Below are 12138 nucleotides of genomic sequence, written 5' to 3'. Positions count from 1 at the left end.
CAACACCAGGAACCTTTATGTCATCTGCATATGATTACCTGCAACAGAACGCCGCGCTGATCCTTGGCGATATTAAACGTCTAGTGCAGGCACAGTCCCCTTCGTTAAATAAAGAGGCAACCGATCTCTGTGGCGAAGTCTTGCAAAGTATTGTCGCCGAGCGCCTCGGCGTTGCGGCAGAGGTTTGCCATCAGGAGATACTTGGCAATCATCTGTCGTTCAACGTCGGTAACGGACCGCTGCTAACCAGCATTCTCGGGCACTTCGACACCGTGTGGGACATTGACGAAATTCCGATGATCGAAAAAGACGGCAAGCTTTACGGGCCGGGCGTGCTGGACATGAAAGCCGGGCTGGTTCAGTCAATCTGGGCAGTGCGCGCACTTCAGCAAACCGGCGGTTTGGCGGCTCACAGTATTCGATTTATTTGTCCATCTGATGAAGAGTTGAGTAGTCCAAGCTCTCGTCAATGGATTGAGCAGCAGGCCAGCGGTTCTTCCCGCGTGTTAGTCGCTGAACCGGCAGTGGCGGAAACCTATGAGGCTAAGATAGCTCGCAAAGGGTCCGGGCGTTTTGAGGTTCACATCACCGGTCGCGCGGCCCATGCCGGGAATAACCCCGAAGAAGGGATTAGTGCGGTGCTGGAGATGGCGCACCAAATTCTCTATTTGCAAAGTCTGGGCGCACCTGAAATCGGTACCACCATTAACATCGGTGTCGCAAAAGGCGGGGGCAAGTTAAACGTTGTTGCCGACCATGCCCAGCTCGGCGTCGACTTGCGGGTAACCAATCTGGCTGAAGGGCTGCGCGTAGAGGCGGCAATCAAAGCCTGTGTGCCACACCTTGCTGGCGCGAAAGTTGAAGTCACTGGTGGCATGACGCGCCCGCCGATGGAACAGACACCGCAAAATCTGGCGTTGTTCAAACAGGCGCAGCAGGCAGTAAAACGTCTGGGCATTGATCTCAAGGGTAAATCAGTGGGCGGCGGCAGTGACGGCAATTTTACTTCGGCACTCGGCATTGCCACTCTTGATGGTTTAGGGGCTACCGGCCTGGGGATTCATGCCCGTCATGAACATATTATTATTGCCGACATCCCTTTACGCGCTGCGTTGATTGCCGAAATTATTCTCGGCGAAGACGGGCCGCAAGGATGATCAAATAACGCCTAAATTGCTCTCCAAAGCAGGGCCTTATTTTGGTGCATATTATCCTGAGGTGGTGCGTTGAGATGTGTAATCACTAATATGGCTATTAGGCTTTTTATTACCGTCCTTATTTAATTAGGGGCGGTTTTTCTGTTTTTATTTTATTGCATTCTTAAGTGTTATTTTCTTATTTATTTCTCTTTAGTCATCTAATAATCGATCTTTTAGTTTATTTAGTTATTTAACTGATATTGGCACGGATCCTGCCTTCTCTTAATTAAGTGAAAAAAAATACCGGCAGATGAAAGGTTAATTATTCGCAAAGCCATTAACACACCAGATTAATTGATTTTTTGATATTACTTTGAAGAAGGGAAGTAGCATGACAGACACACGACTATCTGAAGATAAACCGGCGGCAGAGGCCGAAGAGTGGAAGGTGGGTAAGGGCGCTTACATCGCGCTGATCGCCGTAATCCTGATGTTCTCGGGCGCGTTTTTGAAAGTTGACGGCAAGGCCTGGCTGGGTGCTTTTGACTTTACTACCCTAGGTGGCTCGTTTGGCACAATGAAAAATCCGGCTACCGATACTTTCGTCGGCGCAGGCGGACTCTCAGCTAAAGCCGGCTTCCTGTTCGCGCTGTCATTGGTGCCAACGGTGATGCTGGCACTGGGCCTGCTGGAAATTTTCACCCATTACGGCGCTATTCGTGCGGCGCACAAGTTACTGACTCCATTGCTAAAACCGATCCTCGGCATTCCGGGGCATACCGGACTGGCGTTGATTACTGACCTGCAAAGTACCGACGCGGGCGCAGCGCTGAGTAAAGAGCTGTACGACAGCAAACGCATCACCCGCAAAGACGTGGTGATCATGGGAGCCTGGCAGTATTCCGGCGCGGGACTTATTAATAACTATTTTTCGATTGGGTCCGCAATGTTTGCTTCATTAACGCTGCCGGTGATTATCCCGCTGTTGTTGATGTTTGTTTTGAAATTTGTCGGTGCCGTGTTTGTTCGCTTTATGTTGAGTACTGTTTATAAGAAGGATTTTGAGAATGAGTAATGTAGCCAAAGTTAATAATAATCCGTTTGATATTTTCGTTATTGGTGCGCGCAAAGGTTTCAATATCGCAATTAATAACCTGATGCCGAACGTGGTCATGGCTTACGTCATTTCCGAGATCCTGAACCTCTTGGGCGTAATGAACCTGATTGGTCACGTTTTTGCACCATTAATGGGCTTGCTGGGGCTGCCGGGAGAGGCGGTAACCGTGTTGCTGACCGCCTGGCTGTCATCATCGGCTGGTACTGGTGTGGCGATCAGCCTGTTGACCAAAGGCACGCTGGACCCAGCGCAAATCACTATTTTGGCTCCTGCAATCTTCTTGATGGGGTCGCAGTTGCAATACATGGGCCGCCTGTTGGGCGTTGCCGATGTGCCAAAAAAATATTGGCCGCTGTTAATGCTGACCAGCATCTTTAACTCTATTATCGCCATGATTGTTATGCGGATTATCTCCTGATAACGCATTTCGGCCTAAACAGTAACTGTGAAGTTTTACAGGAGACGATTTCGTGTCAAAAACATTAGCTCACTATCAGCATTTGCATCAGATCCCCGAACTGGGCTTCGTGGAGTTCAAAACTTCGGCCTATATCGCCGAGGCACTGGAAGCGGCAGGTTTTAAAGTCACCCGAAATGTTAACGGCACCACCGGCATTATTGCCGAGCTGGACAGCGGCCAACCTGGCCCGGTGATGGCGTTGCGCGCTGATATGGATGCGCTCGGTCATATTATCGATGGTCAGCTGGTCGCGCGTCACACCTGCGGTCACGACGGTCATTCTTCTGTGGTGCTGGCCACTGCTCAGGAAGTGATAAAGGAAGGGATAGTCAAAAAAGGCCGTCTTAAAATTCTGTTCCAGCCTGCCGAAGAGCTGGGAACGGGGGCGTTGGCGATGGTAGAAGGCGGCGCGCTGGACGACGTCGATATGCTGCTGGGTTTTCACGTTCGTCCACTGGAAGAATGCCCTATGGGGCAGGCGGTTCCGGCGATGCTGTATTCGGCCTGCGCGACCGTCGAGGCTACGATTACCGGTTTGCCTTCGCATGCGGCGCGCCCGCATCTTGGTATTAATGCGCTGGACGCCGCCGTGGCTGCCGTACAGGCGGTCAATACGATTCATCTTGCGCCGAACCTGACCTGGAGCGTCAAGGCTACGCGTTTCCTTTGCGATGCAGGCGTGACCAACTCGGTGCCTGATATCGCGACCGTTTGTTGGGATCTGCGTTCGCAGTACAACGAGCCGATGGATGAGCTTAAAGCCAAGGTGTTAAAAGCTATTGAACACAGCGTGGCGGCATTGGGTGCCAGCGCTGAGAGTAGAGTGATGAAGGAGATGCCTGCGGCTATCGTTAACGATGAGATAACAGCAATCATTGCCGAGTCGATTGTCGAAGTGTTAGGACCTGAAGGTCTGACCGAGCCGAAATTCACGCCGGGCAGTGAAGATTTCTTCCACTATCCGCGTCAGTGTCCGCAGGTGAAAACGGGTTTCTGGGGTTTGGGTGCCAATCTGACGCCGGGGCTACATCATCCTGAGATGCGCTTTGACCTTGAGGCGCTAGAAATTGGCGTAAGAGTATTTAAAGGCTGCGTGAAAAGAGTGCTGGGTTAAGGGGCGATTCACGCCCCTGCCTGAGTTGGAAAAGGTGATTATCTTATTGCTCGACGCTGCGGTTCCACTGGGTATTCCATTTAGGACGATTTTGATTAATGGTTTTCCAGTCCAGCACCACGGCGTTTTTAACGTAAGACTGCATCTGTTTTAACTGTTCTCCGGCAGCGCCACTTTCCGTAACCTGAGTATTCGTCGGGCTGTAGGCGGCGTGATCCAGCGCCAGTTTCTGCGCTTCAGGCGAGATAACCCAGGCCGCCAGTTTTTGCGCCAATTCCGGCGAGCTGTTGTTGGCAAGCACACACTGCGCTGACATCAGCAGCACGCCGCCTTCTTTCGGCGAGGCGTAGGCTACCGGCAGACCCTGACTTTTCAGCGCCGCGGCGAGTGTTGGGGTGAAGGGAAAAATCGCTGCCTGACTGGTCTGGATCATTTCTGCAAGCGTGGCCGAGTTGGCGATGTACACCTTCACGTTGGGTCCGACGGTGCTTGGCCACGCCTTGAATCCCGGCTCGACATTGCTCTCGGTACCGCCGTGCAGGCGGTTAATCATCAGGAAACCGTGCAGGCCAAAAGTTGAAGACGGCAGCGACTGGAATACCACTTTGCCTTTGTATTTAGGATCGGCAAGATCGTTCCACGAGGTGGGTGCCGGCCATTTATTCTCGGCAAATATTTTGGTGTTATAGCCCAATCCGGTTAGCCCCATGCTGATCCCGGTCGCCATATCGCCTTCAATGTGCGCCTGAGGATACAGCTGTGCACTCGCGGGTGACGGTTGCTGTTTCTCACATAAATTCATGCTGATAGCGCGATACATTACCCCATCGTCAAGGAACATCAGGTGCATCTGCGGACGTTCTTTGCTGGCGATCGCCTTGGCAAGAATATCGGATGAGGTTCCCGGAACGACCACCACTTTAACGTTATTGGCCTTCTCGAATGGCGGGAATACGTAATCGGTATAGGTTTGCTGCATGGTGCCACCGTTCATGCCAACATAAAGCGTAGTTTCTGCCTGAGCCGCCAGAGAAGACGACATCAGTACCGCTGCCAGACTAAACGCCATGAAGGAAATTCGCGAACCAGAAACAGTTTTCATCGTTGACTCCTGAGTAGTGGGGAAATTTTCAAGATGCTAAACCTGCAGACCAGCGGCCTACGACAGGGTAAATCGCTGTAAATCAAAAGTATGGATCGGCGTCTCGGTACGGCCATCAATGACCAGGTCGGCCAGAACTTCTCCCACTGCCGGGCCTATCTCAAAACCAGCGCCGGATAAGCCAAAGCCGTGAAACAGTCCGGCGGTTGTCGGGCTGGCACATAGGATTGGCTGTTTGTCTGGCGTATAGGCTTCGACGCCGCTCCAGGTACGGATAATCTGCACATTGCGCATCGAGGGGATCAGCCGGACGATGCGAGCCATCAGCGTTTGCAGCATCTCGGCGGTGGAACGACTGGTAGAATCGGTTAGGCCAATGCCGCGTCCGCCGCCCATCACCACGTTGCCGCGCTGAACTTGGCGGCAATACACCTCGCTGCCGCATACACCCAGGCTATAAGGGATAAAAAACGGTAGCGGCTCGGTGACCGCCATTGCCGGATAACCTTGAGTGAGCGGCACTTCATCACCAAACTGTGCGGCGAGATCCTTGCTCCAGGCCCCGGCGCAATTTAGCAGGTTAGGCGCGGTAAACCGGCTCCCGTCCGCGCCACTGACATGGAATTCTTCAGACAGCTTCTCGATGCCGCTAACGGTGAAACGTTCAAAAATCAAAGTTCCGGCTCTACGTGCCGCTGCGGCGAAGGCCGGTGATACCAGTCGTGGATTAGCCTGTCCGTCTTGCGGGCAGTAAGAGCCGCCGGTGACATTGCTGGCCAGCCACGAAAAGCGCTGGCGCAGCGTCATGGGTCCAATCAATTGCAAATCGAGGCCAAAGTCGCGCGTGCGTTCACGGTAACTTTCCAGTTCGGCAAACTCCTGCTGTGATCGGGCCAACTTGAGGTGACCGCTTTGAATATATTCCCCGTCGATGCCGATATAGTCGGGCAAGGTGTCCCAAATTCTTTTCGCGCGCACCGCCAGAGGAAGCTGCTCGATGGTGCGCCCCTGGCGACGCACGCCGCCAAAATTGACTCCGCTGGAGCGACTGCCGCAGGTGTCTCTTTCCAGCAAAATGACCCGCAATCCACGACGGCTCAACGACAGCGCCGCCGAACAGCCAACAATACCGCCGCCAATAATGACAACGTCCGCAGATTGAGGGTTAATCATGCTCTTTCTCCGCAGTAAACACTGGGATTGGTTTGATCGGAATTTGTGCGCGCAGGCGGCCAGACTGCTCGGTAGATTGACCGCTGGTGGAGGCAAGCAGTTCTGCAGTCGCAATGCCGCACATCCGACCCTGACAGCGACCCATGCCGCTGCGGCAAAACGCCTTGAGCTGGTTTATTTCGCGACAGCCGGTTTCGGCGATAGTGCGGCGTATTTCTCCGGCGCTCACCTGCTCACAGCGGCAAATAATCGTGTCGTCCGGTGCGCTGGACGCCCAATCATCGGGAAAAGGAAAAGCGTTATCCAGCCCGCGAGCAAAATGATTGAAGCGATCCAGACGCTGGTTGATTGCACTCAGTCTACGATTATTAATCGGGATATCAGCCTGTTGTAGCAGACGAAGCGCCGCTCGTTCTCCGCTAAGTTCAGCGGCGGCGGCGCCGAGAATGCCCGCGCCGTCACCCGCCAGATAAACGCCTTTTTTGCTGCTGGCTCCTTGCTGCTGGCGCGGCAGCCACGCGCGCTGGCGAGTGGAATAGTCAAATTCACAGCCGAACAGGTCGGCCAGTTGGGTTTCTGATCGCAGGCCATAGCCAAAGGCCACTGCGTCGCAGTCAATTTGCTCAATTCGTTGCGGATGATTTTTAGATTGCCAACGCAGGCCGCTGACCTGAGTTTCGCCGGTCGCGGAGAGGATACGTGCGCCGGAATGCAGAGCAACGCCCTGACTGCGCAACCAGGCGATAAAATACAGTCCTTTCATCAGTACTTTAGGTGCTTTACTCAGTGCCGGCAGTGCGGCCATCTTTTGGGCAGAATCGGCGTAGTCGAGCACTGCGCGTACATCGACACCGGCTTTCCTGTACTGCCAGGCCAGCAGGTAAAGCAGTGGGCCGCTGCCTGCCAACACCACCTTGCGGCCAATCGAACAACCCTGATATTTCAGCGCCACCTGTGCGCCGCCGAGTGAGTAGACGCCCGGCAAGGTCCAGCCGGGAAACGGCAGGATCCGGTCGGTAGCGCCCGTGGCAATGATCACCTGCCGCCACGGCACGCGGCTAAACTTTTGGCTGTGCGCATTCCACAGATCCAGCGCCTGTTCGTCGGCTCCCCATGCCAGTTCAGACGGGCGATAGTCTATCTGGCCAGTAAGTTGTTCAAAAGTTTGGTGGACTGCCTGCGCCGCGCGGGCATCGAAGCCATAAATTTGGCGCGGCGTACGCTGAAAATGAGGCGGCTGCTGGCGATAAATTTGCCCGCCCGCGCGAGGTGATTCGTCGATAACTATTGGATGCAGGCCGTGCTCGACCAGCGTTTGCGCCGCACGAACGCCCGCAGGACCGGCTCCTATCACCACCGGGGGAAACGCGTTATTCATGGTCGATGCCCTCAAGCGCAGGCCGTGTTCTTAACCGCATACCAGCCTCAAGCAGCGTTGAGCAACTGCGCAGGCGGGTGCCGTCTTCGCGCCAGATCCAGCAATCCTGACAGGCTCCCATCAGGCAAAATCCGGCGTGCGGCTGACCGCTAAATTCGTTATCGCGCAGTCGGTGACGTTGGGTCAGAATCGCGGTGAGCAGCGTATCGCCTTCGCAAGCCGCCAGCGTGATGCCGTCCAGGGTGAAAGTCAGCGCTTGGCGGTTAAACTCTTTAACGCGCTGTAACTGTCCAGCAGGAGCATTCAGATTATTGTTCATCCGCGACCTACCAAAATTCGATCCAGTCCGTAGAAGCGATCCAGTACCAGCATGGCGACGGCGGTAATGGCAATCATCAGCGCCGAGACGGCGGCCATCATCGGGTCGATGGATTCGGTGGTGTACATATACATCTGCACCGGCAGGGTTACGGTGGCGGGTGAGGTCACGAAAATCGACATTGTGACCTCATCAAAACTGTTGATAAACGCCAGCATCCAGCCGCCGCTTATTCCCGGCAGGATCATCGGCAAGGTAATGCGCCAAAATACGGTTGCACGGCTTGCCCCTAAGGATATCGCCGCCTGTTCGGCCGTGCGGTCGAAACCGGCCAGTGCCGACAGGACCAGGCGCAGCACGTAGGGGGTAATCACCATGGTATGTGCCAGCAGCAGCCAACCAAAATTGCCGTTGCCACCGAGCAGGGTAAACATACGCATCAGCGCCACGCCGAGCACCAGATGCGGCACCAGCAGCGGCGAAAGCAGCAGGCTACTCAACAGCCCGCGACCGCGAAATTCATAACGTGCAATCGCCAGCGCGGCCGGCACCGCCACTACGCAGGCGAGAGTTGCCGAAGCAATGGCGAGAATAATGCTGATGTAAAAGGAGTGAATAAACTCGTCGTGGCTAAACAGCGTGCGGAACCAGCGGAGAGAAAAATGTGTGGTCGGCAGCGTTAACGTCGGATAGGGCGTAAAAGCCATAATGCAGATGATCACCAGCGGAGCCAGCATGAAAGCCACCACCAAAGCATTAAAAGCCAGCGCCAACGGTCCATTTTTCGGCATCATTATTCCTCCAGGCGCTTTTTATAGCGCTGTTCCAGCAGGCGGTTGTACGACAGCATGATGAGCAGATTGGCAAGCAGTAAAATCAGTGCGATCGCCGCACCCAGCGGCCAGTTCAGCTCGCTCAGATACTGGTCATAAACCAGCGTGGCGACCATTTTCAGACGCCGTCCGCCGAGAATGCCCGGAATAACAAACGAGCTGGCGCCGAGGCCAAATACGATAAGACTGCCGGATAAAATCCCCGGCGTGAGCTGCGGCAAAATTATGCGGCGCAGAGTGGTGAAACGTGAAGCTCCCATCGACAGCGCGGCATTGGCAAGGCTGGGATCGATTTTTTGCAGCGAGGTCCAGACGGGGATAATCATAAACGGCAGCATGACGTGTACCAGCGCGATAATCACTGCCGCCGAGGTGTACATGATATGCACCTGGCCAATCCCCAGTGCGGCAAGAGATTGATTAATCAGGCCATTGTCATTGAGCAACAGGCTCCAGCCAAACGATCGCACGACCACCGACACCAGCAGCGGCGCGAGAACCACCACCAGTAAAATAGAGCGCCACGGGCTTTTCATCCGGCTAAGGATCAGCGCCTGCGGCACGCCAACTAGCAGGCAAATCCCTGTAACCACCAGACAAATCCACAAGGTGCGCCAAAAAATGCCGTAATACCAAGGGTCGCTAAGGATGGTGGTAAAATTATCGAAAGTAAAAGTCCCGGCCTGCGCGCCAAGATCCGGATTGTTGACATTGAACGCCAGCACTAACGTCATCGCCAGCGGTGCTATCAGCATCACGAGAAACAGCAGGATACCGGGTGCAGACAGGAACCACGGCCTTAATGGCAGCAAGGGGGCCGGTGACTTTCCGGCGTGCAGGCTCATATCCATCAGGCAATCTCCCTTTCACCCGGCACCGCAGGCAGCAGGCGCGAGGCATCGTCTGCCCAGTCAAGGCCGACTCTATCGCCGATATTCAACGTCGGCGCGACGTCATTCGGGGTCATGACCTGGATTTCACCCCATGTAGTTTCCACTTGATAAAGCCAGTAGCTGCCCATGAAAAAGCGCTCTTTTAGCATCGCGTCGAGCCGACCGCTGCCGTTTGGCACCATCTGAATCTTTTCCGGACGCAGGCTAAAAATCACGTCTACGCCTGCGCGGAACTGCACCGGGCGCGACAGAGTCAGTTCCTGCTGCTGCGGTAATTGCAGGCGAGGAGATTCTCCGTCGCTCAACACGTGTGCGGGAATGAGATTGGTTTTGCCGACAAATGACGAGACAAATTCGCTGCGCGGCTGCTCGTAAAGGGTATAAGGATTATCGACCTGCACGATGTGCCCCTGTTCCATGACCACCACGCGATCGCTGACCGACATCGCTTCATTCTGATCGTGAGTCACCATCAAGGTCGTAGTGCCGACCGTGCGCTGAATGCGTCGCAGTTCAAACTGCATCTCTTCGCGCAGCTTGGCATCTAGATTGGACAGCGGTTCATCCAGCAACAGTACCGGCGGCTCAATCACCAACGCGCGCGCGAGTGCAACACGCTGACGCTGGCCGCCCGAAAGCTGGCGCGGGTAGCGATGTTCAAAACCTTTGAGATGCACCAGCTCAACCATTCGTTCGGCTTTTTGCTGCTGCTGCTGTTTGGGCAGTTTGCGCATTTGCAGGCCGAAACAGATATTTTCCAGCACCGTCATGTGGGGAAATAGTGCGTAAGTTTGAAAGACGATCCCCAGACCGCGCGTGTTGGAGGCGGCGCGGGTAATATCTTTGCCGTCGAGGCTGATAGCACCATGGGTGACATCCACAAAGCCGGCAATCATTTGCAGGGTCGTGGTTTTGCCACAGCCCGAAGGCCCCAGCAGGGAAACAAACTCTCCTTGTTTGATCGACAAACTGACGTTGTTGACGACCTGTCGTTCACCATAAAACTTGCTTACGTTGTGCAAGGTCAGAAAAGACATGATGCGCGCTCTCCATTCACTGATGAGTTGTTCAAAACAAAAAGCAGTCTTCATGCCAGTTAACGAATTCATTCCATTTAAAGGAATGTTTTTTAAATTAATTCCATTCAGTGAAATAAATACAAAATAATGTGTTCAGCTATTTGAATAGGTGACAGTGCGAGGTAATGTCGAATAAAAGTTGTGCGCAGTAATGGTGAGCGTTTGCACTTGAAGAGGAAATTTCATGAACGATACATCGGCAGGCAGTGCTTCTCGCCTCTTTCAGGTGATCCGCGCATTGGCCGATTGCCAGCAGGAGGGAGGGCGCGTCACGCATCTTGCCCGCGCCGTGGGCCTGACGCCCGCCACCACGCATCGGCTGATTCAATCGCTGGTGCAAGAGGGTATGGTCGAACAGGACGAGAGCAGCAAGCGTTATCGACTGGGGATCGCATTTTTCACTCTGGCAGCCAAGGCAGGCAACGTTAACGGGCTGCGCACGCTATGCCGCCCAGTGTTGCTGCGACTCGGCGCGAGGCTTAACGATGCACTTTTTTTACTGGTGCGCGATGGTTATGACGCGGTGTGCCTGGATCGCAACGAAGGCCCTTATCCTATCCGCACTTTTACCGGAGATATCGGTGGGCGAGTGGCGTTGGGGGTTGGGCAGGGGGCATTGACGATTCTGGCATTTCTGCCGCCGGAGGAGCGTGAAGACGTGTTGCAGTACAATCTGCCGCGTCTGAAAGACTATAACGTTTACGATGAGGTTTATCTGCGTACCGAGATCGAACACATCCGCACTCAGGGTTATTGCGCCCGCAGCACTGGCGTTTTGCAGGGGATGGCGGGCGTGGCGGTGCCTATCATCGATGGCGAGGGCCGCGCGGTAGCCGCGCTCAGTGTCGGTACACTGGCCGAACGTTTGAATCCGGAGCGTTTACCGGTGGTTGTCAGCCTGCTGCAAAAAGAAGCCGAAATTATTGGCCGTAATATCAATCCTTTTGACCCGACGCTGCAACGCCCCTCTCAGGGATTAAGAAATGGTTAATACCCCACCGGCAGCGCGGTCAGCGGTTTGACTTCACGCAATACCAGCGTGGTTTGCATCTCTTTGATTCCGGGCAGGCGGCGTAGGGTAGACATGGCAAAGGTCGAGAAACTGTCAAGATCCCTGGCCACTACCTGCAACAGAAAATCTGCATCGCCTGCAACGGCATAACAGGCAATTACCGGCTCCAGCGCCTCGACCTGACGCTCAAAATGCTGGGCCTCTTCCTCGCTGTGGCTGTCTATTTTTACTCTGATAAAGGCCAGGATGCCGAGGCCAAGCTTTCGACGGTCCAATACAGCCTGATAGCCCGCAATTACGCCACTCTCCTCGAGCTGTTTTACTCGCCGCCAGCAGGGGGAGGTTGCCATGCCGACTTTCTCTGCCAATTCCTGATTGGTGATGCGCCCTGAGATCTGCAGCTGTTTCAAGAGTTTGATATCGGACAGACTAAACAGTCTAGTGGGCATAAAGTTCCTATTATTAGTATCTATTCGGTAGAGGTTACCAAATTTAGCGCATTTTGAAGATTATTAGGAA

Annotated in this window: 13 protein-coding genes; 5 read left to right on the top strand and 8 right to left on the bottom strand. The window is 54.3% G+C overall.

Going from position 1 to position 12138, the window contains the following annotated elements:
* Window positions 1-17 precede the first annotated feature (17 nt).
* The 4 genes from SPM24T3_RS12530 (at window position 18) to SPM24T3_RS12515 (ending at window position 3830) form a co-directional block, all read left to right on the top strand.
* Complete coding sequence (locus SPM24T3_RS12530) at window positions 18-1157, top strand: M20 family metallopeptidase (RefSeq protein ID WP_009637130.1); 1140 nt, start codon at window positions 18-20, stop codon at window positions 1155-1157.
* Between the two features lie 373 nt (window positions 1158-1530).
* A complete protein-coding gene (locus SPM24T3_RS12525) occupies window positions 1531-2214 on the top strand; it encodes a nucleoside recognition domain-containing protein (protein ID WP_009637129.1) in 684 nt (227 codons plus the stop codon).
* A complete protein-coding gene (locus SPM24T3_RS12520) occupies window positions 2207-2674 on the top strand; it encodes a YjiG family protein (protein WP_009637128.1) in 468 nt (155 codons plus the stop codon). The genes SPM24T3_RS12525 and SPM24T3_RS12520 overlap by 8 nt, the downstream gene beginning before the upstream one ends.
* Window positions 2675-2726: 52 nt before the next feature.
* Entirely contained in the window at window positions 2727-3830 is a 1104-nt protein-coding gene (locus SPM24T3_RS12515) for an amidohydrolase (protein ID WP_009637127.1), read from the top strand.
* Between the two features lie 43 nt (window positions 3831-3873).
* Here SPM24T3_RS12515 and SPM24T3_RS12510 read toward each other — a convergent pair whose 3' ends face one another.
* Genes SPM24T3_RS12510 through SPM24T3_RS12480 form a run of 7 tightly spaced genes read right to left on the bottom strand, consistent with a single transcriptional unit; the run spans window position 3874 to window position 10565 of the window.
* Complete coding sequence (locus SPM24T3_RS12510) at window positions 3874-4932, bottom strand: ABC transporter substrate-binding protein (RefSeq protein ID WP_009637126.1); 1059 nt, start codon at window positions 4930-4932, stop codon at window positions 3874-3876.
* A gap of 57 nt (window positions 4933-4989) precedes the next feature.
* A complete protein-coding gene (locus SPM24T3_RS12505; RefSeq protein ID WP_009637125.1) occupies window positions 4990-6105 on the bottom strand; it encodes an FAD-binding oxidoreductase in 1116 nt (371 codons plus the stop codon).
* A complete protein-coding gene (locus tag SPM24T3_RS12500) occupies window positions 6098-7483 on the bottom strand; it encodes an NAD(P)/FAD-dependent oxidoreductase (protein ID WP_009637124.1) in 1386 nt (461 codons plus the stop codon). The genes SPM24T3_RS12505 and SPM24T3_RS12500 overlap by 8 nt, the downstream gene beginning before the upstream one ends.
* Window positions 7476-7802, bottom strand: a complete 327-nt coding sequence (locus SPM24T3_RS12495; protein ID WP_009637123.1) for a (2Fe-2S)-binding protein — start codon at window positions 7800-7802, stop codon at window positions 7476-7478. The genes SPM24T3_RS12500 and SPM24T3_RS12495 overlap by 8 nt, the downstream gene beginning before the upstream one ends.
* Window positions 7799-8596, bottom strand: a complete 798-nt coding sequence (locus tag SPM24T3_RS12490; protein ID WP_202799592.1) for an ABC transporter permease — start codon at window positions 8594-8596, stop codon at window positions 7799-7801. The genes SPM24T3_RS12495 and SPM24T3_RS12490 overlap by 4 nt, the downstream gene beginning before the upstream one ends.
* Window positions 8596-9486 carry an ABC transporter permease gene (locus SPM24T3_RS12485; RefSeq protein ID WP_009637121.1) on the bottom strand — a complete coding sequence of 297 codons (891 nt, stop codon included), beginning with the start codon at window positions 9484-9486 and terminating at the stop codon, window positions 8596-8598. The genes SPM24T3_RS12490 and SPM24T3_RS12485 overlap by 1 nt, the downstream gene beginning before the upstream one ends.
* Window positions 9486-10565, bottom strand: a complete 1080-nt coding sequence (locus tag SPM24T3_RS12480) for an ABC transporter ATP-binding protein (RefSeq protein ID WP_009637120.1) — start codon at window positions 10563-10565, stop codon at window positions 9486-9488. Before SPM24T3_RS12480 ends, SPM24T3_RS12485 begins: the two co-directional genes overlap by 1 nt.
* A gap of 226 nt (window positions 10566-10791) precedes the next feature.
* Here SPM24T3_RS12480 and SPM24T3_RS12475 point away from each other — a divergent pair, with 226 nt between their 5' ends.
* Complete coding sequence (locus SPM24T3_RS12475; RefSeq protein WP_009637119.1) at window positions 10792-11598, top strand: IclR family transcriptional regulator; 807 nt, start codon at window positions 10792-10794, stop codon at window positions 11596-11598.
* Here SPM24T3_RS12475 and SPM24T3_RS12470 read toward each other — a convergent pair.
* The gene (locus tag SPM24T3_RS12470) at window positions 11595-12068 is read right to left on the bottom strand and encodes an Lrp/AsnC family transcriptional regulator (protein WP_009637118.1); all 474 of its coding nucleotides are present in this window, start codon (window positions 12066-12068) and stop codon (window positions 11595-11597) included. The two genes, SPM24T3_RS12475 and SPM24T3_RS12470, sit on opposite strands and share 4 nt — an antisense overlap.
* Window positions 12069-12138 lie beyond the last annotated feature (70 nt).

The organism is Serratia sp. M24T3, assembly GCF_000257645.1.
Taxonomy (GTDB): Bacteria; Pseudomonadota; Gammaproteobacteria; order Enterobacterales; family Enterobacteriaceae; genus Rouxiella.
The sequence above is the reverse complement of the archived record's forward strand: the minus strand, read 5'-3'. Positions and strand labels throughout refer to the sequence as shown.

Bases quoted from the DNA above. Each gene is read 5' to 3' on its own strand.
- SPM24T3_RS12500 (WP_009637124.1), bottom strand. From the start codon at position 7,483: ATGAATAACGCGTTTCCCCCGGTGGTGATAGGAGCCGGTCCTGCGGGC.
- SPM24T3_RS12530 (WP_009637130.1), top strand. From the start codon at position 18: ATGTCATCTGCATATGATTACCTGCAACAGAACGCCGCGCTGATCCTT.
- SPM24T3_RS12470 (WP_009637118.1), bottom strand. From the start codon at position 12,068: ATGCCCACTAGACTGTTTAGTCTGTCCGATATCAAACTCTTGAAACAG.
- SPM24T3_RS12475 (WP_009637119.1), top strand. From the start codon at position 10,792: ATGAACGATACATCGGCAGGCAGTGCTTCTCGCCTCTTTCAGGTGATC.
- SPM24T3_RS12485 (WP_009637121.1), bottom strand. From the start codon at position 9,486: ATGGATATGAGCCTGCACGCCGGAAAGTCACCGGCCCCCTTGCTGCCA.
- SPM24T3_RS12520 (WP_009637128.1), top strand. From the start codon at position 2,207: ATGAGTAATGTAGCCAAAGTTAATAATAATCCGTTTGATATTTTCGTT.
- SPM24T3_RS12480 (WP_009637120.1), bottom strand. From the start codon at position 10,565: ATGTCTTTTCTGACCTTGCACAACGTAAGCAAGTTTTATGGTGAACGA.
- SPM24T3_RS12490 (WP_202799592.1), bottom strand. From the start codon at position 8,596: ATGATGCCGAAAAATGGACCGTTGGCGCTGGCTTTTAATGCTTTGGTG.
- SPM24T3_RS12510 (WP_009637126.1), bottom strand. From the start codon at position 4,932: ATGAAAACTGTTTCTGGTTCGCGAATTTCCTTCATGGCGTTTAGTCTG.
- SPM24T3_RS12525 (WP_009637129.1), top strand. From the start codon at position 1,531: ATGACAGACACACGACTATCTGAAGATAAACCGGCGGCAGAGGCCGAA.
- SPM24T3_RS12505 (WP_009637125.1), bottom strand. From the start codon at position 6,105: ATGATTAACCCTCAATCTGCGGACGTTGTCATTATTGGCGGCGGTATT.
- SPM24T3_RS12495 (WP_009637123.1), bottom strand. From the start codon at position 7,802: ATGAACAATAATCTGAATGCTCCTGCTGGACAGTTACAGCGCGTTAAA.